26 protein-coding genes are annotated in these 25,133 nt (G+C 53.9%); 13 read left to right on the forward strand and 13 right to left on the reverse strand.

Annotation, left to right across the window (positions count from 1 at the left end):
* Positions 1–131 precede the first annotated feature (131 nt).
* The 4 genes from WFN87_RS17570 (at position 132) to fpr (ending at position 4,485) form a co-directional block, all read left to right on the forward strand.
* A complete protein-coding gene (locus WFN87_RS17570) occupies positions 132–986 on the forward strand; it encodes an MIP/aquaporin family protein (protein ID WP_336983481.1) in 855 nt (284 codons plus the stop codon).
* Positions 987–1,007: 21 nt separating this feature from the next.
* Positions 1,008–2,522: a glycerol kinase GlpK gene (glpK, locus tag WFN87_RS17575; protein WP_008457520.1), complete on the forward strand. Its 1,515-nt coding sequence runs from the start codon at positions 1,008–1,010 to the stop codon at positions 2,520–2,522.
* A 106-nt stretch (positions 2,523–2,628) separates the two neighbouring features.
* Complete coding sequence (glpX, locus tag WFN87_RS17580) at positions 2,629–3,639, forward strand: class II fructose-bisphosphatase (protein ID WP_213716132.1); 1,011 nt, start codon at positions 2,629–2,631, stop codon at positions 3,637–3,639.
* Positions 3,640–3,738: 99 nt separating this feature from the next.
* Entirely contained in the window at positions 3,739–4,485 is a 747-nt protein-coding gene (gene fpr / locus WFN87_RS17585) for a ferredoxin--NADP(+) reductase (protein WP_008457514.1), read from the forward strand.
* A gap of 1 nt (position 4,486) precedes the next feature.
* On the opposite strand, the gene WFN87_RS17590 is transcribed toward fpr, so the two are convergent.
* The gene (locus WFN87_RS17590; protein WP_336983480.1) at positions 4,487–4,906 is read right to left on the reverse strand and encodes a DUF805 domain-containing protein; all 420 of its coding nucleotides are present in this window, start codon (positions 4,904–4,906) and stop codon (positions 4,487–4,489) included.
* Between the two features lie 117 nt (positions 4,907–5,023).
* On the opposite strand from WFN87_RS17590, the gene WFN87_RS17595 reads away from it, so the two are divergent.
* Together WFN87_RS17595 and tpiA are read left to right on the forward strand one after the other, a co-directional pair.
* Positions 5,024–5,623 (forward strand): DUF1454 family protein, encoded by a 600-nt coding sequence (locus WFN87_RS17595; protein ID WP_166879449.1) that lies wholly within the window; start codon positions 5,024–5,026, stop codon positions 5,621–5,623.
* 108 nt (positions 5,624–5,731) lie between these two features.
* Positions 5,732–6,499: a triose-phosphate isomerase gene (gene tpiA / locus WFN87_RS17600; protein ID WP_336983479.1), complete on the forward strand. Its 768-nt coding sequence runs from the start codon at positions 5,732–5,734 to the stop codon at positions 6,497–6,499.
* Between the two features lie 47 nt (positions 6,500–6,546).
* On the opposite strand, the gene WFN87_RS17605 is transcribed toward tpiA, so the two are convergent.
* The 5 genes from WFN87_RS17605 to cpxP form a co-directional block, all read right to left on the reverse strand.
* On the reverse strand, positions 6,547–7,851 hold the full coding sequence (locus WFN87_RS17605; protein WP_336983478.1) for an SLC13 family permease: 1,305 nt from the start codon (positions 7,849–7,851) through the stop codon (positions 6,547–6,549).
* A 100-nt stretch (positions 7,852–7,951) separates the two neighbouring features.
* On the reverse strand, positions 7,952–8,941 hold the full coding sequence (locus tag WFN87_RS17610) for a sulfate ABC transporter substrate-binding protein (protein WP_008457502.1): 990 nt from the start codon (positions 8,939–8,941) through the stop codon (positions 7,952–7,954).
* Between the two features lie 151 nt (positions 8,942–9,092).
* Entirely contained in the window at positions 9,093–10,055 is a 963-nt protein-coding gene (gene pfkA, locus WFN87_RS17615) for a 6-phosphofructokinase (protein ID WP_008457500.1), read from the reverse strand.
* 182 nt (positions 10,056–10,237) lie between these two features.
* Positions 10,238–11,140 (reverse strand): CDF family cation-efflux transporter FieF, encoded by a 903-nt coding sequence (fieF, locus tag WFN87_RS17620; RefSeq protein ID WP_008457498.1) that lies wholly within the window; start codon positions 11,138–11,140, stop codon positions 10,238–10,240.
* 123 nt (positions 11,141–11,263) lie between these two features.
* Complete coding sequence (gene cpxP, locus WFN87_RS17625; protein ID WP_336983477.1) at positions 11,264–11,773, reverse strand: cell-envelope stress modulator CpxP; 510 nt, start codon at positions 11,771–11,773, stop codon at positions 11,264–11,266.
* Between the two features lie 151 nt (positions 11,774–11,924).
* On the opposite strand from cpxP, the gene cpxR reads away from it, so the two are divergent.
* From cpxR to trmL, 3 genes are all read left to right on the forward strand, one after another.
* Entirely contained in the window at positions 11,925–12,623 is a 699-nt protein-coding gene (cpxR, locus tag WFN87_RS17630; protein WP_008457487.1) for an envelope stress response regulator transcription factor CpxR, read from the forward strand.
* Positions 12,620–13,990 carry an envelope stress sensor histidine kinase CpxA gene (gene cpxA, locus WFN87_RS17635; protein ID WP_008457485.1) on the forward strand — a complete coding sequence of 457 codons (1,371 nt, stop codon included), beginning with the start codon at positions 12,620–12,622 and terminating at the stop codon, positions 13,988–13,990. The genes cpxR and cpxA overlap by 4 nt, the downstream gene beginning before the upstream one ends.
* A gap of 102 nt (positions 13,991–14,092) precedes the next feature.
* A complete protein-coding gene (trmL, locus tag WFN87_RS17640) occupies positions 14,093–14,566 on the forward strand; it encodes a tRNA (uridine(34)/cytosine(34)/5-carboxymethylaminomethyluridine(34)-2'-O)-methyltransferase TrmL (protein ID WP_008457484.1) in 474 nt (157 codons plus the stop codon).
* Here trmL and cysE read toward each other — a convergent pair.
* The 5 genes from cysE to WFN87_RS17665 all read right to left on the reverse strand — a co-directional run bounded on the left by cysE (position 14,563) and on the right by WFN87_RS17665 (position 17,704).
* A complete protein-coding gene (gene cysE, locus WFN87_RS17645) occupies positions 14,563–15,378 on the reverse strand; it encodes a serine O-acetyltransferase (protein WP_008457483.1) in 816 nt (271 codons plus the stop codon). The genes trmL and cysE overlap by 4 nt on opposite strands.
* A gap of 78 nt (positions 15,379–15,456) precedes the next feature.
* Positions 15,457–16,476: an NAD(P)H-dependent glycerol-3-phosphate dehydrogenase gene (gene gpsA / locus WFN87_RS17650; RefSeq protein WP_336983476.1), complete on the reverse strand. Its 1,020-nt coding sequence runs from the start codon at positions 16,474–16,476 to the stop codon at positions 15,457–15,459.
* Positions 16,476–16,943, reverse strand: a complete 468-nt coding sequence (gene secB, locus WFN87_RS17655; protein WP_008457481.1) for a protein-export chaperone SecB — start codon at positions 16,941–16,943, stop codon at positions 16,476–16,478. Before secB ends, gpsA begins: the two co-directional genes overlap by 1 nt.
* A gap of 56 nt (positions 16,944–16,999) precedes the next feature.
* Positions 17,000–17,251 (reverse strand): glutaredoxin 3, encoded by a 252-nt coding sequence (gene grxC / locus WFN87_RS17660; protein WP_008457480.1) that lies wholly within the window; start codon positions 17,249–17,251, stop codon positions 17,000–17,002.
* 21 nt (positions 17,252–17,272) lie between these two features.
* Positions 17,273–17,704: a rhodanese-like domain-containing protein gene (locus WFN87_RS17665; protein WP_166995768.1), complete on the reverse strand. Its 432-nt coding sequence runs from the start codon at positions 17,702–17,704 to the stop codon at positions 17,273–17,275.
* Positions 17,705–17,951: 247 nt separating this feature from the next.
* Here WFN87_RS17665 and gpmM point away from each other — a divergent pair, with 247 nt between their 5' ends.
* The 3 genes from gpmM to WFN87_RS17680 are packed head-to-tail and all read left to right on the forward strand — an operon-like array spanning position 17,952 to position 21,710.
* On the forward strand, positions 17,952–19,499 hold the full coding sequence (gpmM, locus tag WFN87_RS17670) for a 2,3-bisphosphoglycerate-independent phosphoglycerate mutase (RefSeq protein WP_336709070.1): 1,548 nt from the start codon (positions 17,952–17,954) through the stop codon (positions 19,497–19,499).
* A gap of 9 nt (positions 19,500–19,508) precedes the next feature.
* Complete coding sequence (envC, locus tag WFN87_RS17675; protein ID WP_336983475.1) at positions 19,509–20,771, forward strand: murein hydrolase activator EnvC; 1,263 nt, start codon at positions 19,509–19,511, stop codon at positions 20,769–20,771.
* A gap of 48 nt (positions 20,772–20,819) precedes the next feature.
* On the forward strand, positions 20,820–21,710 hold the full coding sequence (locus WFN87_RS17680) for a divergent polysaccharide deacetylase family protein (RefSeq protein WP_336983490.1): 891 nt from the start codon (positions 20,820–20,822) through the stop codon (positions 21,708–21,710).
* 39 nt (positions 21,711–21,749) lie between these two features.
* Here the strand turns inward: WFN87_RS17680 and tdh are convergent, their stop codons facing one another.
* The gene (gene tdh / locus WFN87_RS17685; protein ID WP_008457475.1) at positions 21,750–22,775 is read right to left on the reverse strand and encodes an L-threonine 3-dehydrogenase; all 1,026 of its coding nucleotides are present in this window, start codon (positions 22,773–22,775) and stop codon (positions 21,750–21,752) included.
* Between the two features lie 10 nt (positions 22,776–22,785).
* Positions 22,786–23,982, reverse strand: a complete 1,197-nt coding sequence (kbl, locus tag WFN87_RS17690; protein ID WP_166995775.1) for a glycine C-acetyltransferase — start codon at positions 23,980–23,982, stop codon at positions 22,786–22,788.
* A 215-nt stretch (positions 23,983–24,197) separates the two neighbouring features.
* Here kbl and rfaD point away from each other — a divergent pair, with 215 nt between their 5' ends.
* The gene (gene rfaD, locus WFN87_RS17695; protein WP_336983474.1) at positions 24,198–25,130 is read left to right on the forward strand and encodes an ADP-glyceromanno-heptose 6-epimerase; all 933 of its coding nucleotides are present in this window, start codon (positions 24,198–24,200) and stop codon (positions 25,128–25,130) included.
* Positions 25,131–25,133 lie beyond the last annotated feature (3 nt).

A 25,133-nucleotide genomic window follows, 5' to 3' on the forward strand; every position in this document is an offset into this window, starting at 1 on the left:
GCACGCACATTTTAAGTTCGATATTTCTCGTTTGTGCTCGTTAACGATAAATTAACACCATGCCTACATGGCATAAAGGTGACAAGGATGCTCGACAACAATAATCATCAATTTGCCTTCAGGACCCCACTATGAGTCAGACCGCTACAACAACCTTAAAAGGCCAGTGCATCGCCGAATTCATGGGTACCGCGTTGTTGATCTTCTTCGGTGTGGGATGTGTTGCTGCATTGAAAGTGGCCGGTGCCACGTTCGGGCAGTGGGAAATCAGCATCATCTGGGGCTTAGGGGTGGCAATGGCCATCTATATGACCGCAGGGGTTTCCGGCGCACATCTTAACCCGGCAGTAACGATCGCACTCTGGCTGTTCGCTTGTTTTGACGGACGCAAAGTCGTGCCGTTTATTCTTTCACAGTTCCTTGGCGCATTCTGCGCCGCCGCGTTGGTTTATGGCTTATATTACAATCTGTTCCTCGACTACGAACAAACGCACCATATGGTGCGCGGCAGCGTAGAAAGCCTGGATTTGGCGGGCATCTTCTCCACCTATCCGAACCCACACATTAACTTCGTCCAGGCATTCGCCGTAGAAATGGTGATCACTGCCATTCTGATGGGCGTCATTCTGGCGCTGACCGACGATGGCAACGGCGTGCCGCGTGGCCCACTGGCTCCGCTGCTGATTGGCCTGCTGATTGCGGTGATCGGCGCGTCCATGGGACCACTGACCGGGTTTGCGATGAACCCAGCGCGTGACCTTGGGCCGAAGACCTTTGCGTGGCTGGCTGGCTGGGGCGACGTCGCCTTCACCGGCGGGAAAGATATTCCTTACTTCCTGGTGCCGCTGTTTGCGCCTATTCTCGGCGCTTCCCTCGGCGCATTCGGCTACCGTAAATTGATTGGTCGCCACCTGCCATGCGACGTCTGCGTTGTCGAAGAAGACAAGCCGGACAGCAAGGTGACCTCTCAGCAAAAAGCACTGTAATACTGACTTCAGGACTTGATTATGACTACAGAAAAAAAGTACATCGTCGCTCTCGACCAGGGAACAACCAGCTCGCGTGCCGTCGTCCTGGATCATGACGCCAACATCATTAGCGTTGCACAGCGTGAATTTGAGCAAATCTATCCTAAGCCAGGCTGGGTAGAGCATGACCCCATGGAAATCTGGGCCACCCAAAGCTCCACGCTGGTAGAAGTGCTGGCGAAAGCCGACATCAACTCAGACGAAATCGCGGCCATCGGCATCACCAACCAGCGTGAAACCACAGTGGTTTGGGAGCGCGAAACCGGTAAGCCAATTTACAACGCTATCGTCTGGCAGTGCCGCCGTACCGCTGATATCTGTGAAGAGTTGAAGCGCAACGGCATGGAAGAATACGTGCGTCACAACACCGGCCTCGTGGTGGACCCGTACTTCTCCGGCACTAAAGTTAAATGGATCCTCGACCACGTCGAAGGCTCCCGCGAGCGTGCTCGCCGTGGTGAACTGCTGTTCGGTACCGTGGATACCTGGCTCATCTGGAAGATGACTCAGGGGCGTGTACACGTCACCGACTACACCAACGCTTCTCGTACCATGCTGTTTAACATCCACGAGCTGGACTGGGATGACCGCATGCTGGAAGCGCTGGACATTCCTCGCGCTATGCTGCCGGAAGTGCGCAAGTCTTCCGAAGTCTATGGCCAGACCAACATCGGCGGTAAGGGCGGCACGCGTATTCCTATTGCAGGGATCGCGGGTGACCAGCAGGCCGCGCTGTTTGGCCAGCTGTGCGTGAAAGAAGGGATGGCGAAGAACACCTACGGAACCGGCTGCTTTATGCTGATGAACACCGGTGAGAAAGCCGTGGCCTCCACCAATGGCCTGCTGACGACTATCGCCTGCGGCCCGAAAGGTGAAGTGAACTACGCGCTGGAAGGCGCCGTATTCATGGCGGGGGCATCCATTCAGTGGCTGCGTGACGAAATGAAGCTGATTGGCGATGCGTTCGACTCCGAGTATTTCGCCAACAAGGTGAAGGATACCAACGGCGTCTACGTTGTGCCTGCGTTCACCGGCCTCGGCGCACCTTACTGGGACCCGTATGCACGTGGGGCTATTTTCGGCCTGACCCGCGGCGTGAACTCTAACCACATCATTCGCGCCACTCTGGAATCAATCGCCTACCAGACCCGTGACGTGCTGGAAGCAATGCAGGCAGACTCCGGTATTCGTCTGCACGCGCTGCGCGTGGACGGCGGTGCGGTAGCCAACAACTTCCTGATGCAGTTCCAGTCCGACATTCTGGGTACCCGTGTTGAGCGTCCTGAAGTTCGCGAAGTCACTGCGTTGGGTGCGGCTTACCTGGCCGGTCTGGCCGTGGGCTTCTGGCAGAACCTCGATGAGCTGCAGGAGAAATCCGTCATCGAGAAAGAGTTCCGCCCTGGTATCGAAACCACCGAGCGTAATTACCGCTACGCCGGCTGGCAGAAGGCGGTTAAACGCGCCCTTGCCTGGGAAGATCACGAAGAGAAATAATCCCTACAAGGCCCCTGAAAAGGGGCCTTTCAGTCTCTGCCTTTCCCGCCCCTTTTCTCGCCTGTGCTAAACTCCCCGGCAATTCTGTTTGCTAAATGAGTCTGCTATGAAACGAGAACTTGCCATCGAATTTTCCCGCGTGACCGAAGCCGCCGCCCTTGCTGGCTACAAATGGCTTGGCCGCGGCGATAAAAATGTCGCCGACGGCGCAGCGGTAAACGCCATGCGTATCGTCCTTAACCAAATCAATATCGACGGTGAGATCGTCATTGGCGAAGGCGAAATTGACGAAGCGCCGATGCTCTACATTGGTGAAAAAGTCGGGACAGGGAAAGGCGACGCGGTAGATATTGCCGTTGACCCCATCGAAGGTACGCGCATGACGGCGATGGGCCAGGCCAACGCTCTGGCTGTGCTCGCGGTGGGAGATAAAGGCACGTTCCTCAATGCGCCCGATATGTATATGGAAAAACTGATTGTTGGGCCTGGAGCCAAAGGCGTCATCGACCTTAATCTCAGCCTCGAGGACAATCTTCACCGCATCGCCGCTGCGCTGGAAAAACCGCTTAGCGAATTGACCGTAACCATTCTGGCCAAGCCACGTCACGACGAAACGATCAAAGAGATGCAAAAGCTTGGCGTGCGCGTGTTCGCTATTCCGGATGGCGACGTAGCGGCTTCTATTTTGACCTGCATGCCGGACAGCGAAGTGGATGTCCTCTACGGCATCGGCGGTGCGCCGGAAGGTGTGGTTTCAGCGGCAGTAATCCGCGCGCTGGACGGCGACATGCAGGGCCGCCTGCTGGCTCGCCACCACGTAAAAGGCGACAGTGAAGAAAACCGCCGCATCGGCGAACAGGAACTGGCGCGCTGCAAAGCAATGGGCATTGAGGCTGAACGCGTGCTGAAGCTCGATGAAATGGCGCGTAACGACAACGTTATTTTCTCCGCTACCGGCATCACCAAAGGCGATCTGCTGGAAGGGATCACCCGTAAAGGCAATATGGCCACCACGGAGACGCTGCTGATTCGCGGTAAATCCCGTACGATCCGCCGCATTCAGTCTATTCATTATCTCGATCGTAAAGATACCGAGGTACAGAAGCATATTCTGTAACGTTTCTCGTTTGTTGGTTCGAGCTTTCCGGCTCGTTTGGGCTGGAAATGCTGCCACATTCTGGTGAAGATAGGTAAAAAGCAACGACGGGAGTACAACATGGCGGAGTGGGTTACAGGTAAAGTTACCAGAGTTCAAAACTGGACGGATTCTCTCTTCAGCCTGACGGTTCATGCGCCGGTGCATGCGTTTACCGCCGGGCAATTTACCAAGCTTGGGCTGGAAATTGACGGCGAACGCGTACAGCGCGCCTACTCCTACGTGAATGCCCCCAGTAATCCCGATCTCGAGTTCTATCTGGTCACCGTTCCCGAAGGGAAACTCAGCCCACGTCTGCATGCGCTCAAGCCTGGCGATGAAGTGCAGCTGGTAAGCGAAGCCGCCGGGTTCTTTGTTCTGGAAGAAATTCCTGAGTGCAAAACACTCTGGATGCTGGCGACCGGCACCGCGCTGGGGCCTTATCTTTCAATCCTGCAGGAAGGCAAAGACCTTGAACGTTTTGAGAATATCGTGCTGCTCCATGCGGTCCGCTATGCCAACGATTTAAGCTATCTGCCGCTGATGCTTGAACTACAAGAACGCTACCAGGGCAAACTGCGTATTCAAACCGTGGTCAGCCGCGAAACGGTCGCAGGTTCGCTCACCGGGCGTGTTCCGGCGCTGATAGAAAGCGGTGAGCTGGAGGCCGCCGTTGGTTTACCGATGGATATTGAAACCAGCCATGTGATGCTATGCGGTAACCCGCAAATGGTGCGTGACACGCAACAGCTCTTGAAAGATACCCGGCAGATGGCCAAACATCTGCGCCGCAGGCCTGGCCACATGACCGCCGAGCATTACTGGTAAATCAGCGGAATTTAACTTCGCTGGTCTCTTTCCCGAAACGGTTTTCACCCTGGGTGCCAATAAAAGCGCCCAGGTCCATCAGCACCATGACGAAAATCAGCGTCGGGATAAAACGCCCCAATCCCCACTGCCACAGGGTGCCAAAGGTTTCCCAGTTGCCTGCCACCAGCAGCCAGGCAGGAATAAAGAGCAACGCCCACCAGCCTTTTTTATCCCTGTCATGCAGGCGCTTCACAATCACCGCCGCAGTTGGAATCAGCGAGCCGGTGAGGAAGAAGCCCGCCGTGGAATACGGCATGATTTCGGCCCCGGCCAGGGTAAACAGAATAACCAGCCCGACTATCCACGCGCCGATCCAAATCCAAAAATCGCGGCGTCCAATACGCCCTTTAAAAGAGAACAACCATTGCTGTATGGTCATGGGTAAGGTCCTTATTATTTTATCGCGGCGTAGTGTACCCTGGTCACCGCCCGTTTTGACAAGCCAACGGATTGCCGATTTAATCGGGATGATGAACCCATCAGGAGAAGTGTGTCGATGAAATACCTGCTGCCTGCCCTCGTGCTGCTGGCGCTGCCTTTGGCGGTGAGCCGGGCAGATCCTGCGTCAGACGCAGTTTCTCAGCTTCCGGCGGCGCCTTATCTGCTCCCCGGCGCACCCACTTTCGATCTGACCATTACCCAGTTTCGTGGCAAATTTGATATTGATAATCCGTCGCTACCGCTGAACGAATTTCGCGCCGTGGAGAAGAGCCGTGACAAAGCCAATCTGACCCGCGCCGCTACCAAGATCAACGAAAACCTTTATGCTTCTGTGGCACTGGAACTCGGCACCCTAAAAATTAAGTCGATGCAGATAACCTGGCTCCCCATTCAGGGGCCGGAGCAAAAAGCCGCCCGTGGCAAAGCGCTGGAATACATGGCTGCGATCATCCGCAGCTTCACGCCAACGCTTTCCAAAGCGCAAAGCCAGCAGAAGCTGACCAAACTACTCAGCGACGGCAAAAATAAACGCTATTTCGCGCAGAACGACGGTGCTATTCGCTATGTCGTGGCAGATAACGGCGAAAAGGGGCTAACTTTCGCCGTTGAACCGATTAAGCTAACGCTATCTGAGACGCTAAACAGCGGCGAATAAATGACAAAAAGCAAAGCCTTTCGCCCGCCGACTCTCTATACTGTTTCACAGACCAAGCTGCCCGACGGGCAGTGATTCTTTTTATTGCTTACCGCGTGGAGAATTAAAATGCGACATCCTTTAGTGATGGGTAACTGGAAACTGAACGGCAGCAAACACATGGTTAACGAGCTTGTTGCTAACCTGCGTAAAGAGCTGTCTGGCGTGGAAGGCTGCGGCGTGGCTATCGCCCCACCAACCATGTACCTGGACCTGGCGAAACACGCTGCTTCCGGTAGCCACATCATTCTTGGCGCGCAGAACGTAGACGTTAACCTGTCCGGCGCGTTTACCGGTGAAGTTTCTGCAGAGATGCTGAAAGATATCGGTGCTAAATACATCATCATCGGTCACTCTGAGCGTCGTACCTATCACGCTGAGTCTGATGAGTTCATCGCTAAGAAATTCGCCGTGCTGAAAGCAGCAGGCCTGGTGCCAGTTCTGTGCATCGGTGAAAGCGAAGCTGAAAACGAAGCGGGCAAAACCGAAGAAGTTTGTGCACGCCAGATCGACGCCGTGCTGAAAACTCAGGGCGCAACAGCATTCGAAGGTGCGGTAATCGCTTACGAACCAATCTGGGCTATCGGTACCGGTAAATCTGCAACCCCAGCTCAGGCTCAGGCGGTACACAAATTTATCCGTGATCACATTGCTAAAGCTGACGCGAAAGTGGCTGAGCAAGTGATCATCCAGTACGGCGGCTCCGTTAACGATAAAAACGCAGCAGAGCTGTTTGCTCAGCCAGACATTGACGGCGCGCTGGTTGGTGGTGCATCCCTGAAAGCTGACGCTTTCGCGGTTATCGTTAAAGCAGCAGCTGAAGCGAAAAAAGCGTAATCACGCCAATAATATTGATGAACGGCTCCGCTTGCGGAGCCGTTTTTTTAGAGTTTGTGCAGCAGTTGGAACCAGCCATAGTCCAGCGGTAGCAAAATCGAAAACGTCACCACGGCCAGCGCCAGGCAAAGCTTCATCCCTTCCCTTGCCGGGACTTTTCCCAACCCCATCGCCACCACAATCGGCGACGCCATATACGGCAGAAGCGGCGTTGAGTAACCCAGCACCTGAATCATAATCACCGACAAAAGTGGAAAACCGGTCGCCTGTGAGAAGCTTTCGGCAAAAGTGGTATAGAGCGCGGGAACGCCGTTCGCAGTGACGATGAAGTTGAGCAGGCTGGTGATACCGGTTAGCGCGGCAAAGCTGGTGAACGGCCTGCTGGCATCCAGTGGCATAATCGCCATTAGCTTCTCGCCCACAAGTGCCCCAAGACCGATATGCGTCACAGTCGTGGCCAGCGCCAAAATGCCCGCCACATAGAAGCAGGTACGCACATTCACCCCGCTGGCAAACTCTTCGCCGGAGATAAACCCCACTCGCGGTAACAGCGTCACACAGGCGGCAATCAGCCCTATCCATGCAGGACCAATGCCGTGCCAGCTTTCCGTCACCCACAGCCCGAGCACAACGACCAGCAGCCACGCCAGCCGTTTTTCTTCAGGGCTCATCGGCCCTGGACTCTCAATTTGCTTTGGCGGCAGCGGTTTGCCAGGAAATAGCCAGGCAATCAGGCCTATCAGCACTAATCCTTTCAGAATGCCAAGCACCGGAGTGTGCAGCAGCAAATAAGGCAGATAGTTAAGATGCAGGCCATAAGACCCTTCCGCCGCTCCGCTCATCACCAGATTCGGCACATTCGCCGGTAAGATCGTCGCCGAGAGCTGGAAAGTGCCAAACCCCACGGCCAGCGCCAGACCGTACCAGGCGCGGGTGCCGTCGCCGATGGACGCTCTTTTCGCCATCGCCGCAACAATCGGCATCAACAGGGCAATGCGCCCCATATTTGAAGGCATAACAAATGCCAGCGCATAGCTTAGAAGCACGACGCTGCCGACCATATGTAGCCAGGAGTCGGTCAGCCGGGCGGACAGCGCCCGCGCAACTCGATCGGCCAAACCCGTTTTGCGAATCGCAATCCCCAGCACAAAACCGCTGAACACCAGCCAGAAGGCCGACGAGGCAAAACCACTAAAAATCACCTCGGCCGGGGCTATCTTTGCCACCATCGCCGCGGCAAAAAATAACAGTGCAGTCAGGTATTCCGGGAGGGCAGAAGTGGCCCAAAGGACAATGGTGATAAGGATAATAATGCCGGGCAGGATTAGAGGGTCCGACAACCAGAGCGACATACCTGTCTCCTGTAGAGTTTTTCAGCACTCTACGGGAAGATATTCTGCGAGTAAATGTCAGACCGTGGAAACAAAAATGGCCCCGCAGGGCCATTTAACGTTAACGCTTGCTGATTTGGTCGAAACTGCCGCCGTTGGAGAAGTGATCCTGCTGTGCTTTTGCCCAGCCGCCAAACTCTTCATCTATCGTGTAGAGCTTCAGTTTCGGGAATTCTTTTTCGTATTTCTTCGCGACTTCAGGATCGCGCGGACGATAGTAATTCTTCGCCGCAATCTCCTGGCCTTCAGGTGAGTAGAGATACTTCAGGTATGCTTCTGCCACGGCCTGAGTCCCTTTCTTCTCAACAACCTTGTCCACAACGGACACAGTCGGTTCCGCAAGAATAGATTCGCTCGGGGTCACAATCTCAAATTTGTCTTTGCCCAACTCATTGGTAGCCAGTAACGCCTCGTTTTCCCACGCAATCAGCACATCACCAATGCCGCGCTCAACAAAGGTGTTGGTCGAACCACGGGCACCGGAGTCCAACACCTCTACGTTTTTGAATAAGGCTTTAACGAAGTCCTGTGCTTTCGCTTGATCGTTATTGTTATGGTGCAGCGCATAACCCCACGCCGCTAAATAGTTCCAACGCGCGCCGCCGGAGCTTTTCGGGTTTGGCGTGATGACAGACACACCCGGTTTGATCAGGTCGTTCCAGTCATGAATTTGTTTAGGGTTGCCTTTGCGCACCAGGAATACGATGGTGGATGTATATGGCGCAGAGTTGTCTGGCAGGCGCTTGATCCAGTTTTTATCAATGCGCCCGCGCTCGGCGATGGCATCAACGTCATAGGCCAGCGCCAGGGTTACGACGTCGGCTTCAATGCCATTAATGACCGACGTTGCCTGCTTCCCGGATCCGCCGTGTGACTGGCGCACGGTGACCGTATCACCGGTTTGCTGCTTCCAGTGAGCACTGAACGCTTTGTTGTATTCTTCATACAGTTCACGAGTCGGATCGTAAGACACGTTGAGTAACTGAATATCCTTCGCCAGTACGCCACCAGAAGCCAAAAGTAATGTTAAACCCACGCCCCACTTGTTCATCGCACGCTCTCTTTATGAAGTTTGATGCGACCAGCCTGCCAGAAACTATTTCAAGGATTAAAGAATAAAAAAAGATTGGCTATAACTTTTGGCGATATAACAGGCAATAAAAAACCGGGCCATGCCCGGTTTTTACTGACAGCTATCTGGATTAATACAGCTTTTTAGCGCAATCCAGCCAGTCACCTTTGAACGGACGCTTCATGTTTTCAATCGCGTCGATGATGTCATGGTGAACCAGTTTTTCGTTCTGAATACCGACGCAGCGGCCGCCGAAGCCCTGTAGCAGCAGCTCGATGGAGTAAGCCCCCATACGGGATGCCAGAATACGGTCATACGCTACCGGGGAACCACCGCGCTGGATGTGGCCCAGAACGGTAGCACGGGTTTCGCGTTTGGTTTCGGTTTCGATGTATTTAGCCAGTTCATCAACATCGCAAATGTGCTCGGTAATAGCCACAATGGCGTGTTTCTTACCTTTCGCAATCCCGGCTTTGATTTCTGCCACCAGATCTTCACGGCTGAATTCAACTTCCGGCAGCACCACAAACTCACAGCCGCCGGCGATAGCCGCAGCCAGGGTCAGGTCGCCGCAGTAACGCCCCATCACTTCAACGATGGAGATACGCTGGTGTGAAGAGGAGGTATCGCGCAGGCGGTCAATCGCTTCAACCACGGTTTCCAGCGCAGTGAAGTAACCGATGGTGTAATCGGTACCTTTAATATCGTTATCGATGGTGCCCGGCAGGCCGATGCAAGGGAAGCCCATTTCGGTCAGGCGCATCGCCCCCATGTAAGAACCGTCACCGCCAATAACCACCAGCGCATCAATGCCGCGTTTTTTCAGGTTTTCGATAGCCACGGCGCGAATGTTTTCATCGCGGAACTCAGGGAAGCGAGCGGAGCCGAGGAATGTACCGCCACGGTTGATCATGTCGGACACGCTGTAGCGGTCCAGCTGCACCATGCGATCTTCGTACAGACCCAGGTAGCCATCATAGACACCCATAACTTCCAAACCTTCTGACAGCGCTGCACGCACCACACCGCGGATAGCCGCGTTCATGCCCGGCGCATCACCGCCACTCGTCAACACACCAATTTTTTTGATCATGACTACCTCTGAACTTTGAAAGCAAAATTAATCCTGTTGCCGGAAAACGCTGCGGGCAATCCGAAACTTCGACGCTGCCCAAATAGTATAACAACGGCTCCCAGCTGAATTGATTCAGGTCAGGCCAAATGGCGGTACATTATGCAAAAACTGCCAGTCAGCGCCAACTTTCCAACGTAAAACTAAAGCTCGAAATGCCCCTGCCGTCCCGTCGGAACAACAGAGCAAGGATCCTGGTGGATAATCACATCCGATCCTGGGAAACGCTGCAGAATCGCCTGCTCCACCTGTTCAGCCACAACATGCGCCTGAACCAGCGGTAAATTATCTTCCATCTCAATATGAAGCTGTATAAAGCGGGTCGGCCCTGACTGCCGCGTTCGGAGATCGTGAGCCCCTCTGACACCGGGCCACGCGTTCACGATATCAATAATAGCCTGACGTTCCTCGTCTGGTAACGCCCGATCAAGCAGCGATTGCACGGCTTCATAACCCATTCGCAGCGCGCTATACAAAATGTACACGCCAATACCCAAAGCAAACAGCGAATCAGCACGATGCCAACCGTACCAGGAAAGGGCCAGCGCAATAAGAATTGCGCCATTCATCATAACATCAGACTGATAATGAAGCATATCGGCCCGGACGGCCTGGCTTTGTGTTTTTCGTACCACCCAGCGCTGGAAGGTCACCAAAACTAAGGTGCTTATCAGTGCCACAATCGTCACCGCCACGCCAATGCCAGGATCTTTCATCGGTGAAGGGTCAGCCAGATGCTGAATACCGGTTAAAAACAGGAACAGGGCCGAGCCTGAGATGAACATGCTTTGTGCGAGAGCGGCCAGCGATTCCGCTTTGCCGTGACCGAATGTATGTTCTTCGTCTGCTGGCTGGAGTGAATAACGCACCACAAGCAAGTTCGTCAATGAAGCTGCGATATCGACCAGTGAGTCCACCAGCGCCGCCAGAATACTGACCGAGCCGGTATACCACCAGGCGAAAATTTTTATTAAAAGTAGCAACGACGCCATGACGGTCGCCGCGATTGCAGCCCGGCTAACCAGCTGCCCATATTGTTGATTCATGGGGGCTCCCGCAGGTGAATGCCGGTAGTATAGCGGATCAGACCTGAGCGTCAGGCAAAAAAAACCCGCCTGGTGAGGCGGGGAAGACAGGGATGGTGTCTATGGCAAGGAAAACAGGGTTTGTTACTGGTTACTACGGGTACTGCTACTACTCATGGCCTGCAGCGAAACCCCCTGCTGCAGTTCCGACAGTTCACGGAGATGGTCCATGCGCTGCTGGTGTTTCTCATTTAAAGCGGCTTGCTGTTCCGGACTGAGTAAGTGGTACATTTGGTTGCGTACTTTTGCCATCTCGACCTGGCGGGCAACCTGTTCTTGTGCCATTTTTTCAGCCTGAGCTTTCACTGCCACTTCATCAAATTTATCGGCGGTGATCAGACGATGCATGATCTCCATTTCGCTAACATTAACGGGTGGGCTATCATGCCTTGCCCGGTGCATAAGATCTCGCATCTGTTGGCGCTGTTGCTCAGTCAAACTTATGCCGTCAAACATGTGGTTCTGAGCGTTGTTTCGTTTTGCCAGATTATCGCTTTGTGGCCAGTTAACGCCGGTCGGCAAATCATCGGCCGAGCTGGCTAAAGAGATCAATGCCAGTGTTGAGGCCATGACGACAGCGGTAACATTGCGCATCACTTGCTCCCGAAATCTGTGTGTGCTGCGATTCAACGAGAGCCAGTCTACGATTCCCGCTGCAAACTAGCGTCAGGGGGTGTAAAACAACGTAAAGTCATGGATTAGCGCGCCTTGATGACGTAATTTCTGCCTCGGAGGTAATTTCACAATGAATAAAATCCTGTTAGTTGATGATGACCGAGAGCTGACTTCCCTGCTAAAGGAATTGCTCGACATGGAAGGTTTTGACGTGATTGTTGCTCACGATGGTGAGCAAGCGTTGACGCTTCTGGACGACAGCATCGACCTGTTATTGCTTGACGTAATGATGCCCAAGAAAAACGGTATTGATACGTTGAAAGAACTTCGCCAGACACACCAGACACCCGTCATTATGCTTACCGCTCGCGGTAGCGAACTTGACCGTGTACTCGGCCTTGAGCTGGGTGCCGATGACTACTTACCAAAACCCTTTAACGATCGTGAGCTGGTCGCCCGTATTCGCGCCATCCTGCGTCGTTCACACTGGAGCGAGCAGCAACAAAACAGCGACAGCAGTTCACCGACGGTAGAAGTCGATGGGCTGAGCCTCAATCCAGGCCGCCAGGAAGCGAGTTTCGACGGACAAGCGCTGGACTTAACCGGCACAGAGTTTACGCTGCTGTATCTCCTCGCTCAGCATCTGGGCCAGGTGGTTTCTCGTGAACATCTGAGCCAGGAAGTATTGGGTAAACGCTTAACACCGTTCGACCGCGCCATAGACATGCATATTTCCAACTTGCGTCGTAAATTGCCGGATCGCAAAGACGGTCATCCGTGGTTTAAAACCTTACGTGGTCGCGGCTATCTGATGGTTTCCGCTTCATGATAAGTAGCCTTACCGCGCGCATTTTTGCCATCTTCTGGCTGACACTGGCTCTGGTACTGATGTTAGTTTTGATGCTGCCGAAGCTGGATTCACGCCAGATGACCGAGCTGATGGAAAATGAGCAACGTCAGGGCTACATGATTGAGCAACACGTCGAAGCTGAACTGGCAACCGATCCACCGAATGATTTGATGTGGTGGCGGCGTCTGTTCCGTGCCATCGACAAATGGGCACCTCCAGGCCAGCGTTTGCTGCTGGTCACCAGCGAAGGGCGCGTCATTGGCGCCCAACGCAACGAAATGCAGATCATCCGTAACTTTATCGGCCAGTCCGATAACGCCGATCATCCCCAGAAAAAGAAATATGGGCGAGTTGAGCTGGTTGGCCCATTTTCGGTGCGAGATGGTGAAGATAACTACCAACTTTACCTGATTCGCCCGGCCAGCAGCTCTCAATCTGACTTTATCAACCTGCTGTTCGACCGGCCTTTACTACTGCTAATTGTCACCATGCTGGTAAGTTCTCCGCTATTACTTTGGCTGGCCTGGAGCCTCGCGAAACCTGCCCGCAAGCTCAAGAATGCAGCAGATGAAGTCGCCCAGGGCAACCTACGCCAGCATCCAGAACTCGAGGCTGGGCCACAGGAATTCCAGGCCGCGGGCGCGAGCTTCAACCAAATGGTGACTGCGTTGGAGCGAATGATGACGGCGCAGCAGAGGTTGTTGTCGGATATCTCCCATGAACTCCGCACGCCGCTGACCCGCCTGCAGCTTGGAACCGCGCTACTGCGTCGCCGCAGCGGTGAAAGCAAAGAGTTGGGGCGCATAGAAACAGAAGCCCAGCGTCTGGACGGCATGATTAATGACCTGCTGGTGATGTCGCGCAATCAGCAAAAAAATGCGCTGGTCAGCGAAACAATGAAAGCGAACCAAATCTGGGCAGAAATGCTGGATAACGCTGCGTTTGAAGCAGAGCAAATGGGTAAGTCGTTGGAAGTCACCTATCCGCCGGGTCCGTGGCTGATGTACGGTAACCCAAATGCCCTGGAAAGTGCGCTGGAGAATATTGTTCGCAATGCTCTGCGTTACTCGCACACCAAGATAGCTGTGAATTTCTCCGTCGATAATCAGGGCATTACCGTCACCGTTGACGATGACGGCCCGGGCGTCAGTCCGGAAGACAGAGAGCAGATTTTCCGTCCGTTTTATCGTACGGATGAAGCGCGCGATCGCGAGTCGGGGGGGACAGGTCTCGGTCTGGCTATCGTGGAAACCGCCGTGCAGCAGCATCGTGGCTGGGTAAAAGCTGACGACAGCCCGCTGGGCGGCCTGCGTCTGACGCTCTGGCTGCCGCTTTATCACCGCTGACAAACAGGATAAACATTCGCAATACCAGGCTCTACGGAGCCTGTTTTCATTTCTGCTCAGGCGCTATTTTGCTATTCTGCGCCCCTAGTTGATGGGGGTTGTATGTTAAATATCGTTTTGTTTGAGCCAGAAATTCCGCCCAATACCGGGAACATTATCCGCCTGTGCGCCAACACTGGTTTCCGCCTGCACATCATCGAGCCAATGGGCTTTCCCTGGGATGATAAACGCCTGCGTCGCGCCGGGCTGGATTATCACGAATTTACGACAGTGCTGCGCCATCGCGACTATAACGCCTTTCTGGAAGCCGAAAACCCTCAGCGCCTGTTTGCTTTAACAACCAAAGGAACACCCGCCCACAGTGCTGTGAGCTATCAGGCTGGAGATTATTTGATGTTTGGCCCGGAAACTCGCGGGCTACCCGCTGAGATACTGAACGCCATGCCGCCAGAACAAAAGATTCGCATTCCCATGATGCCGGACAGCCGCAGCATGAACCTCTCTAACTCGGTGTCCGTAGTGGTCTATGAAGCCTGGCGCCAGCTAGGGTATCAGGGCGCTGTTCTCAGAAGCTAAATGCCGTCGCCGTATTCAAAGCCTGCGCCGTTGAAGTGCTGATCCATATCTATCGCTGGCTTGTCACTTCCCGGCGTACCCACGATTCGCGCCGGCACGCCAGCTGCCGTTGTATGCGGCGGAACAGGCTGGAGCACGACGGAGCCTGCGCCAATTTTTGCGCCGGTTCCAACCTCAATATTGCCGAGGATCTTGGCACCCGCACCAATCATTACGCCTTCGCGGATTTTCGGATGGCGATCGCCACTGGTTTTACCGGTACCGCCCAGCGTGACCGATTGCAGAATAGACACATCGTTTTCGACGACCGCAGTCTCACCAATGACAATCCCGGTGGCATGGTCAAGCATAATCCCGCACCCAATTTTTGCCGCAGGGTGAATATCAACCTGGAAAGAGACGGAGACCTGGTTCTGCAAGAAGATAGCCAGCGCCTGTCGCCCCTGCAGCCAAAGCCAATGGCCAATGCGATACGCCTGCAGCGCATGGAAGCCTTTAAGATAAAGCAGCGGCGTTGAATACTTGTCTACCGCGGGGTCACGCGTACGCACCGCCTGGATGTCGCAAGCGGCAGAGGCAATCATCTGCGGATCGGCAGCGTAGGCCTCTTCAACCACTTCGCGAATGGCAATGGCCGGCATAATCGGCGAAGCCAGCTTATTGGCCAACATGTAGCTGAGCGCATTTCCAAGATTATCGTGCTTGAGGAGCGTCGCATGATAAAAACTGGCCAACATGGGTTCACAATCCGCAAGCGCTCGCGCTTCGGCTTTAATATTGCTCCACACCAAATCCAGTTCTTCAGACGACATTGCTCTCTCCAGACAGAAAAACAACGCCCGACACCAGGGTCGGGACGTTTCAGTTATTGCGGTGTATTAAGCGATCCTTCATTTGCCGCTTCGTTCATCCTTACGAGTACGACCAAGCAACGTTAATGCTGCCTCGCGCGCATTTTTTCCGCAATACAATACCTGATAAATTTCCTCGGTTATTGGCATTTCGACGCCTACCCGAGCCGCCAGCTCGCGCACTTCTTTGGTATTGCGATAGCCTTCAACCACCTGGCCAATCTTTTGCTGTGCTCCATCTACATCCATTCCCTGACCGAGCATCATGCCAAAGCGACGGTTGCGGGACTGGTTGTCGGTACAGGTCAGCACCAGATCGCCCAAGCCGGCCATGCCCATAAAGGTTTCCGGCGAAGCACCGAGCGCGCTGCCAAGGCGAGTCATCTCCGCGAGACCACGGGTGATAAGCGCGGTACGCGCATTGGCGCCAAACCCGATGCCGTCCGACATCCCTGCGCCAATAGCGATAACGTTTTTAACCGCACCGCCAAGCTGAACGCCGATGAAATCAGGATTGCTGTAGACACGGAAGCTTTTACCGCAGTGCAGAAGATGTTGGAGGTCATCCGCAAACGGGTCATCGGTTGCCGCAAGCGCAATCGCCGTCGGTAAACCTGCTGCCAGCTCTTTCGCGAATGTTGGGCCAGAAATGACGGCCAGGGGAACATCATCCCCCAGCGCCTCACGGGCAACATCCTGCAGTAGACGACCCGTTTCAGCTTCCAGACCTTTTGTCGCCCACACAATACGTGCATCCGGGCGCATCAGCGGCTTGATTTGGCGCAACACTTGCCCAAACACATGGCTCGGTACAACCACCAGAATATTACGGCTGGCGGCCAGCGCTAGGGCTAAATCACTCTCAAGATGTAAAGTGTCGGGAAAAGGGACATCGGGCAGGAAAGCCGCATTGCAGCGATCGGCCTGCAGCGTGGCAATATGTTTGGCATCATGACCCCACAACACAACGTGGTGGCCATTTCTCGCAAGGGTGATTGCAAGAGCGGTGCCGTAAGAGCCGGCACCGATAACAGTCATTGAAGCATTAAGGCTGTTCATCAGGCATCCTGATGGTTTTCAGCACCTTCGCCAGCTTGCTGCTGCAGATAATTCATGAACAACGCATCGAAGTTAACCGGTGCAAGGTTCAGCTGCGGGAAAGTGCCGCGAGAAACCAGGCTAGTGATACATTCACGCGCATATGGGAACAGAATGTTCGGGCAGTATGCGCCCAGGCAATGCGCCAGCTGCGTGCCTTCGATACCGTCAACGGAGAAGATACCCGCCTGCTGAACTTCACACAGGAAAGCGGTGTCTTCACCCAGCGTAGCGGTCACGGTTACGCGCAGCACAACTTCATAAACATTTTCAGCCAGTTGGCTGGATGCAGTATCCAGATCCAGTTTTACTTCCGGCTGCCAGTCTTTCTGGAAAACGTGCGGTGCGTTAGGTGCTTCGAAAGAGACATCCTTGGTGTAAACACGCTGAATCTGGAAACCCATTTCTGTATTGTTTTGTTCTGACATTGTTAACCCTTAAATTTAAACGTCCTTACTCTGCGATACACGGCAGACAAACCGCACTAGCTCAGCAGGGGATCGAGTCCACCACGCGCATCCAGTGCGTACAAGTCATCGCAACCGCCAATGTGCTGTGCGTCAATAAAAATCTGCGGTACCGTGGTGCGACCACTGCGTTTGATCATCTCTTCCCGCTTAGCGGCATCACCATCAATAGGTAATTCCTGAAACGCCACGCCTTTTTCGTTCAGCAGGGCTTTTGCACGGTGGCAAAAAGGACAAGTCGCTTTGGTATAGATCTCAATATTCGCCATGGTTTACCTCAGTTTTCCAGATTATTTACCGCGAACCAGCGGCAGGTTTTCCCCGCTCCAGCCGGCAATACCTTCTTTTAGCAGCGCAACCTGCTCAAAACCAGCCTTGTGCAACAAAGCCGCTGATTCTTGTGAAGAAACACCGTTAGCGCATACCACAATAATGGGCTTCGCTTTATGCTTTTCAAGTTCACCCAAGTTGCCGTTTTTGATTTCAGTTGGCAGCACGTTCAGTGAATTTGCAATGTGGCCTTTACGGAAGTCGTCACGCTGGCGCACATCAACCACCACCGCATCTTCTTTGTTAATTAAGCGAGTAGCTTCACCACGAGTGATCACTTTAACTTTAGAGGCCAGGCCTTTAAAGGTCATGAAAAGTACCGCGGCCAGCAGGCCAACCCACGCCAGACTAAGTATGGGGTGGCGACCAACGAATTGCATAATTTCTTGCATGGGGGGTAATAACTCCCGACTAAGTAATGATGAGAAAACCAGGTGGGGAGTATACCTTCGCGTTGTGGCAATTACAGCCAGTCTGAATAATGTTATGTGGATTCTGCGGGCTGTTACGGAAAAAAAGAACCAGACTGATGAAATCCGATCGCTATCCAACCTCTTTCTTTGATCTTCTGCGGCTATTCGCCCGGATCGGCTGTAGTAAAATTACGCAAATTTTGTCTTAGACTCAGAGGTTGTTGCAATGTCGGTTACTAAAAAACCTATGGTCCTGGTCATTCTCGATGGCTATGGCCACCGCGAAGAGCAGCAGGATAACGCGATTCTTAATGCTAAAACGCCGGTGATGGATAGCCTGTGGGCCCAGCGCCCGCATACCCTGATCAACGCATCAGGCCTGGAAGTCGGCCTGCCAGACGGGCAAATGGGTAACTCCGAAGTGGGCCACGTCAACCTCGGTGCCGGCCGCATCGTCTACCAGGATCTGACTCGCCTGGACGTTGAAATTAAAGAACGTGCTTTCTTTGCTAACCCGGTCCTGACCTGTGCGGTAGACAAAGCCGTTGCCGCCGGTAAAGCGGTACATATCATGGGTCTGGTTTCTCCCGGTGGCGTTCACAGCCATGAAGACCATATTCTGGCGATGATCGAGCTGGCGGCCGAGCGAGGCGCTGAAGCTATTTATCTGCATGCTTTCCTTGATGGCCGTGACACGCCGCCACGCAGCGCAGAGTCTTCCCTGAAGAAATTTGCCGACAAGTTCGCTGAGCTGGGCAAAGGCCGCGTTGCCACCCTGATTGGCCGTTACTACGCTATGGACCGCGACAACCGCTGGGATCGCGTTGAGCTGGCTTACGACCTGATGACTCAGGCCAAAGGGGAATTCCAGGCAGACAATGCGGTTGCTGGTCTGGAAGCCGCTTACGCTCGTGACGAAAACGATGAATTCGTTAAGCCAACCGTGATTCGCGCCGCAGGTGAAGCCGAATCTGCTATGAACGACGGCGATGCATTAATCTTCATGAACTTCCGTGCTGACCGTGCCCGCCAGATCACTCGCGCCTTTGTTAACGGCGATTTCGACGGCTTCAGCCGCAAAAAAGTGGTGCAGTTTGGCGACTTCGTGATGCTGACTGAATATGCCGCAGACATTAAAACGGCCTGCGCTTACCCACCAGCGTCACTGACCAATACTTTCGGTGAGTGGATGGCGAAACACAATAAAACTCAGTTACGCATCTCCGAAACCGAGAAATACGCTCACGTGACCTTCTTCTACAACGGCGGCGTTGAAGAGCCGTTCGCGGGTGAAGATCGCGTCCTGGTGAATTCTCCGAAAGTGGCGACCTACGATTTGCAGCCTGAAATGAGCTCTGCTGAACTGACCGATAAGCTGCTGAGTGCCATCAACAGCGGCAAGTACGACACCATCATCTGCAACTACCCGAACGGTGACATGGTTGGCCACACCGGCGTCTATGATGCTGCGATTTCCGCCGTTGAAGCCCTCGACAACTGTGTCGCTCAGGTGGTTAAAGCCGTTGAGGCCGTTGGCGGTCAGCTGTTGATCACTGCAGATCACGGTAACGCTGAGCAAATGCGCGACCCGGCTACCGGCCAGGCCCATACCGCGCACACCAGCCTGCCGGTCCCGCTGATCTATGTGGGTGAAAAAAACCTGAAAGCTGTCGCTGGCGGCAAGCTTTCGGACATCGCGCCAACCATGTTGAGCCTGATGGGAATGGAAATCCCGCACGAGATGACTGGCAAGCCGCTGTTCATCGTGGAATAATCCCTCCCCATGAGGGGAAAGGCGATTTTTTCAAAGACATGGGCTGTGAAGCCCGTTATCTACGCCAGCGTGTTTAGCGCTGGCGTGTTGTTATGGCCTTTTTCCAGCCACGCTGACGACAAGCAGCAGCTGCAATCCATTCAACAGGATATCGCTGCCAAAGAGCGTGCGGTGCGTCAGCAGCAGCAGCAACGCTCCGTTTTACTCGCTCAGCTCAAAGCTCAGGAAGAAGCGATTTCCGCGGCCAGCCGTAAGCTGCGCGAAACCCAGAACACCCTCGCCGATTTAAACAATCAAATCGCGACGCTGAACAACTCCCTCGCCAAACTGCAAAAACAGCAGGCAACCCAGGAACGTAACCTGGCTGCTCAGCTAGATGCGGCGTTTCGTCAGGGTCAGCATACTGGTATTCAGTTGATTCTTAGCGGCGAAGAAAGCCAGCGTGGCCAGCGCCTGCAGGCCTATTTCGGTTACCTTAATGCTGCGCGTCAGCAGACTATCGAAGCGTTAACACAGACCAAAGCAGAAGCCGCACAGCAGAAAACCGAGCTGGAAAGTAAGCAAAGCGAGCAGCAAACCTTGCTGTATGACCAGCAGGCGCAACAGGCCAAGCTGGAGAGCGCCCGCAACGAACGCAAAAAGACGCTGGCAGGCCTGGAATCCTCCATTCAGCAGGATCAGCAGAAGCTGAGTGAGATGCGCCAGAACCAGACGCGCTTACAAAATCAGATAGCCCGTGCAGAAGCAGCGGCAAAAGCTCGAGCCGAGCGTGAGGCACGCGAAGCAGAGCAGGTTCGTAATAAACAGCAGGAAGCCTCCAACAAAGGCACAACATACAAGCCAACCGAAAGCGAACGTTCATTAATGTCGAGAACAGGTGGCCTGGGTGCGCCACGTGGGCAGGCATACTGGCCGGTTCGCGGTTCGTTACTGCATCGCTATGGCGAACAGCTGCAAGGTGAACTACGTTGGAAAGGTATCGTTATTGCGGCGTCAGAAGGCACAGAAGTTAAAGCCATTGCCGACGGACGCGTGATCCTTGCCGACTGGCTTCAGGGCTATGGTCTTGTTGTCGTCATTGAACACGGTAAAGGCGATATGAGTCTCTACGGCTACAACCAGAGCGCGTTGGTCAGCGTCGGCACCCAGGTACGTGCCGGACAACCTATTGCACTGGTCGGTAGCAGTGGCGGCCAGGGCCGTCCGTCACTCTATTTCGAAATTCGTCGCCAGGGCCAGGCAGTGAATCCACAACCGTGGTTGGGAAGATAAGTTTTGCCTCAGTTCCGCACCGTTTTTTTCGCCGCCGCCAGCGGGCTAATGCTGGCAACCTCCGCGTGGGCCGGTAAGCTCTCAATCGTCATCGACGACTTCGGCTATCGTCCTCAACAGGAAAACCAGGTTCTGGCCCTGCCGACTAACGTCTCTGTCGCCGTGCTACCCAACGCACCACACGCTCGCGAAATGGCCACTAAAGCCCATAATGCCGGGCACGAAGTTCTGATCCATCTGCCGATGGCGCCACTTAGCAAACAACCGCTAGAGAAAGATACGCTCCGCCCGGACATGAGCAGCAGCGAAATCGAGAGAATTATCCGCGACGCGGTGAACAAAGTCCCTTATGCAGTTGGGATGAATAACCATATGGGCAGCGCGATGACCTCCAGCCTGTTCGGTATGCAAAAAGTGATGCTGTCGCTGGAGCAGTACAATCTCTATTTCCTGGACAGCATGACCATCGGTAACAGCCAGGCCACGCGCGCCGCGGCCGGCACTCGCGTCAAAGTGATTAAGCGGAAAGTGTTCCTCGACGATACTCAGAACGAAGCGGATATCCGCTTTCAGTTCAATCGCGCTATCCAGCTTGCTCGCAAAACCGGGTCAGCAATCGCCATCGGTCACCCCCACCCCTCAACGGTTCGTGTCCTCCAGCAGATGGTGTACAACCTGCCACCGGACATCACGCTGGTGCGGCCGAGCAGCCTGCTTAATGAGCCACAGGTAGATACCTCAACGCCGAATAATACTCAGCCGGGGAAACTGCCACCGCCGCGTAACCCGTTCCGTGGCGTGAAGGTGTGTAAACCGAAACAGCCTCTTGAGCCGGTGTACGCCACCACCTACTTTAAAGTCATCAGTGAAAGTATTGCCCAAAGCGCGCTGGTGAAATATCTCCAGCATCAGTGGCAGGGTTGGGCCAAACAGGCCTGATTGAAAAACCAGAGGGCGCGATGCCCTCTGGTTCAATGATTAATCCCAGCTCAGGATAACTTTGCCGGACTGCCCGGAGCGCATCGCGTCAAAGCCTTTCTGGAACTCATCAATAGAGAAGCGGTGGGTGATAATCGGGGACAGATCCAGGCCAGACTGAATCAGGGCGGCCATCTTGTACCAGGTTTCAAACATCTCGCGGCCATAGATGCCTTTAATAAACAACCCCTTAAAGATAACTTTGGTCCAGTCGATAGACATATCTGACGGCGGGATCCCCAGCATCGCAATACGGCCACCGTGATTCATGGTGTCAAGCATGGTGCGGAACGCCGGTGGTGCGCCGGACATCTCCAGACCCACGTCAAACCCTTCGGTCATCCCCAGCTCGCTCATCACGTCCTGCAGGCTTTCTTTGCTGACGTTGACCGCACGAGTGATTCCCATTTCACGCGCCAGCTCGAGGCGGTATTCGTTCACGTCGGTAATCACTACGTTACGCGCACCGACATGCTTTGCTACTGCCGCCGCCATGATCCCGATAGGGCCCGCGCCGGAGACCAGCACATCTTCGCCCACCAGGTCGAACGAAAGTGCCGTGTGCACTGCGTTGCCGAACGGGTCGAAGATGGAAGCCAGGTCGTCTGAGATATTGTCCGGGATCTTGAACGCATTAAACGCCGGGATAACCAAATACTCAGCAAAACAGCCAGGGCGGTTCACACCCACGCCGGTAGTGTTACGGCACAGGTGGGTACGCCCACCACGGCAGTTACGACAGTGTCCACAGGTGATGTGCCCTTCGCCGGAAACGCGATCGCCAATCTTGAAGCCTTTCACTTCCTGGCCTATGCCGACCACTTCACCCACGTATTCGTGGCCCACAACCATAGGAACAGGAATGGTTTTTTGCGACCATTCGTCCCAGTTGTAAATATGGACGTCGGTCCCGCAAATCGCCGTTTTACGAATTTTGATCAGCAGATCGTTATGACCCATTTCCGGCTTGGGAGCATCCGTCATCCAGATGCCTTCTTCCGCCTTCAGTTTTGCTAATGCTTTCATGACCGCTCCCTTAAGCGATAACGCCTAATTGCTTACCGATGCGCGTAAACGCATCTACCGCACGTTCAATTTGCTCAGGAGTATGCGCCGCCGACATTTGGGTGCGAATACGCGCCTGACCTTTTGGCACCACCGGGTAGAAGAAACCGGTGACATAAATACCTTCTTTTTGCAGCTCGCGCGCAAAGTTTTGCGCCACAACTGCTTCACCAAGCATCACTGGAATAATGGCGTGATCTGCACCTGCAAGCGTAAATCCGGCAGCGCTCATTTTTTCACGGAACAGACGAGCATTTGACCACAGACGCTCACGCAGCTCTTCGCCTGACTCCAGCATTTCCAGTACCTTGATAGAGGCGGAAACAATGGCTGGCGCGAGTGAATTTGAGAAAAGGTAAGGACGGGAACGCTGGCGAAGCCATTCGATAACTTCTTTGCGACCTGCGGTATAGCCACCAGAAGCACCGCCCAGCGCTTTACCCAGCGTGCCGGTAATAATATCAACCCGGTCCATGACATCGCAGTATTCGTGCGTACCGCGCCCATTGGCACCAACAAAGCCCACGGCGTGGGAGTCATCGACCATAACCAGCGCATTGTACTTATCCGCCAGATCGCAAACGCCCTGCAGGTTGGCAATCACACCGTCCATTGAGAACACGCCATCGGTGGCAATCATCACATTGCGAGCACCGGCCGCACGAGCCTCTTTCAGGCGAGCTTCCAGTTCCTGCATATCGTTGTTGGCATAGCGATAACGCTGTGCTTTACACAGGCGCACACCGTCGATAATTGAGGCATGGTTCAGTGCGTCAGAAATGATGGCATCTTCCGGCCCGAGCAGCGTCTCAAACAGGCCACCATTGGCGTCGAAGCAGGAAGAGTAAAGAATCGCATCGTCCGTTCCCAGGAAATCGGCCAGCTTGCTTTCCAACTGTTTATGGCTGTCCTGAGTACCGCAAATAAAGCGGACCGAAGCCATCCCAAAACCGTGTTTATCCATCCCCTGTTTAGCCGCTTCAATCAGCTGCGGATGGTTAGCAAGACCCAGATAGTTGTTGGCGCAGAAGTTAATAACGTGGCTACCGTCCGCGACGGTGATGTCCGCCTGCTGGGCGGAGGTGATAATACGTTCTTCTTTAAAAAGCCCTTCTGCTCGAGCGGTTTCGAGTTGGGAAGTCAGCTGTTGGTAAAAATCTTCGCGCATCGCGATTCTCCAGGCATGGCAAGTTTTGGCATATATTACCCAAACCTATACCAGGAGACGAGATTACGCTTCAGTGAATCTGATTTTTGCAGGATAAATCACGAGGGTGAAAAACTTCCGCTCATTAGGCGGGTCTTTCAATGTAATGGTATGATAAGAGCCATTAGCGCATCGGGTATATGGCCTGAAAGCCCCACTTTTTGAAGGTTAAATTTATGATTATCGTTACTGGCGGCGCCGGCATGATCGGCAGCAACATTGTTAAGTCACTGAACGAAAAAGGCTATCGCGATATCCTGGTGGTAGATAACCTGAAGGATGGGACCAAATTTGTTAACCTGGTTGATCTGGACATCACCGACTACATGGATAAGGAAGACTTCCTGATCCAAATTATGGCCGGGGAAGAGTTCGGTGATATCGACGCCATCTTCCATGAAGGGGCTTGCTCGTCCACGACCGAGTGGGACGGCAAGTACATGATGGACAACAACTATCAGTACTCTAAAGAAATCCTGCACTACTGCCTGGAGCGCGAAATTCCGTTCCTGTATGCCTCTTCTGCCGCCACCTACGGCGGGCGCAATGCAGATTTCATCGAATCCCGCGAATATGAACAGCCGCTAAACGTGTACGGTTACTCAAAATTCCTGTTTGATGAATATGTTCGCCAGATCCTGCCAGAAGCAAACTCTCAGGTGACCGGCTTCCGCTACTTTAACGTCTACGGGCCGCGCGAAGGCCACAAAGGCAGCATGGCGAGCGTGGCATTCCATCTCAATACTCAGTTGAATAACGGTGAGAACCCAAAACTGTTTGAAGGCAGCGACGGCTTCAAGCGTGACTTCATCTATGTGGGTGATGTTGCCGCCGTTAACCTCTGGTTCTGGCAAAATGGCGTTTCCGGTATTTTCAACTGCGGTACCGGTCGTGCGGAATCCTTCCAGGCCGTGGCAGACGCAGCGCTGGCGTATCACAACAAAGGCAGCATCGAGTACATTCCTTTCCCGGAAAAGCTAAAAGGTCGCTATCAGGCTTATACTGAAGCTGACTTAACCAATCTGCGCGCTGCGGGTTACGACAAGCCGTTCAAAACCGTTGCCCAAGGGGTTGCGGAATACATGAAATGGTTAAATCGCGACGCATAAGCT

This window comes from Cedecea sp. AS113, from assembly GCF_037152415.1.
Taxonomy (GTDB): Bacteria; Pseudomonadota; Gammaproteobacteria; order Enterobacterales; family Enterobacteriaceae; genus Cedecea.

Bases quoted from the DNA above. Each gene is read 5' to 3' on its own strand.
- WFN87_RS17570 (WP_336983481.1), top strand. From the start codon at position 132: ATGAGTCAGACCGCTACAACAACCTTAAAAGGCCAGTGCATCGCCGAA.
- glpK (WP_008457520.1), top strand. From the start codon at position 1,008: ATGACTACAGAAAAAAAGTACATCGTCGCTCTCGACCAGGGAACAACC.
- glpX (WP_213716132.1), top strand. From the start codon at position 2,629: ATGAAACGAGAACTTGCCATCGAATTTTCCCGCGTGACCGAAGCCGCC.
- fpr (WP_008457514.1), top strand. From the start codon at position 3,739: ATGGCGGAGTGGGTTACAGGTAAAGTTACCAGAGTTCAAAACTGGACG.
- WFN87_RS17590 (WP_336983480.1), bottom strand. From the start codon at position 4,906: ATGACCATACAGCAATGGTTGTTCTCTTTTAAAGGGCGTATTGGACGC.
- WFN87_RS17595 (WP_166879449.1), top strand. From the start codon at position 5,024: ATGAAATACCTGCTGCCTGCCCTCGTGCTGCTGGCGCTGCCTTTGGCG.
- tpiA (WP_336983479.1), top strand. From the start codon at position 5,732: ATGCGACATCCTTTAGTGATGGGTAACTGGAAACTGAACGGCAGCAAA.
- WFN87_RS17605 (WP_336983478.1), bottom strand. From the start codon at position 7,851: ATGTCGCTCTGGTTGTCGGACCCTCTAATCCTGCCCGGCATTATTATC.
- WFN87_RS17610 (WP_008457502.1), bottom strand. From the start codon at position 8,941: ATGAACAAGTGGGGCGTGGGTTTAACATTACTTTTGGCTTCTGGTGGC.
- pfkA (WP_008457500.1), bottom strand. From the start codon at position 10,055: ATGATCAAAAAAATTGGTGTGTTGACGAGTGGCGGTGATGCGCCGGGC.
- fieF (WP_008457498.1), bottom strand. From the start codon at position 11,140: ATGAATCAACAATATGGGCAGCTGGTTAGCCGGGCTGCAATCGCGGCG.
- cpxP (WP_336983477.1), bottom strand. From the start codon at position 11,773: ATGCGCAATGTTACCGCTGTCGTCATGGCCTCAACACTGGCATTGATC.
- cpxR (WP_008457487.1), top strand. From the start codon at position 11,925: ATGAATAAAATCCTGTTAGTTGATGATGACCGAGAGCTGACTTCCCTG.
- cpxA (WP_008457485.1), top strand. From the start codon at position 12,620: ATGATAAGTAGCCTTACCGCGCGCATTTTTGCCATCTTCTGGCTGACA.
- trmL (WP_008457484.1), top strand. From the start codon at position 14,093: ATGTTAAATATCGTTTTGTTTGAGCCAGAAATTCCGCCCAATACCGGG.
- cysE (WP_008457483.1), bottom strand. From the start codon at position 15,378: ATGTCGTCTGAAGAACTGGATTTGGTGTGGAGCAATATTAAAGCCGAA.
- gpsA (WP_336983476.1), bottom strand. From the start codon at position 16,476: ATGAACAGCCTTAATGCTTCAATGACTGTTATCGGTGCCGGCTCTTAC.
- secB (WP_008457481.1), bottom strand. From the start codon at position 16,943: ATGTCAGAACAAAACAATACAGAAATGGGTTTCCAGATTCAGCGTGTT.
- grxC (WP_008457480.1), bottom strand. From the start codon at position 17,251: ATGGCGAATATTGAGATCTATACCAAAGCGACTTGTCCTTTTTGCCAC.
- WFN87_RS17665 (WP_166995768.1), bottom strand. From the start codon at position 17,704: ATGCAAGAAATTATGCAATTCGTTGGTCGCCACCCCATACTTAGTCTG.
- gpmM (WP_336709070.1), top strand. From the start codon at position 17,952: ATGTCGGTTACTAAAAAACCTATGGTCCTGGTCATTCTCGATGGCTAT.
- envC (WP_336983475.1), top strand. From the start codon at position 19,509: ATGAGGGGAAAGGCGATTTTTTCAAAGACATGGGCTGTGAAGCCCGTT.
- WFN87_RS17680 (WP_336983490.1), top strand. From the start codon at position 20,820: ATGCTGGCAACCTCCGCGTGGGCCGGTAAGCTCTCAATCGTCATCGAC.
- tdh (WP_008457475.1), bottom strand. From the start codon at position 22,775: ATGAAAGCATTAGCAAAACTGAAGGCGGAAGAAGGCATCTGGATGACG.
- kbl (WP_166995775.1), bottom strand. From the start codon at position 23,982: ATGCGCGAAGATTTTTACCAACAGCTGACTTCCCAACTCGAAACCGCT.
- rfaD (WP_336983474.1), top strand. From the start codon at position 24,198: ATGATTATCGTTACTGGCGGCGCCGGCATGATCGGCAGCAACATTGTT.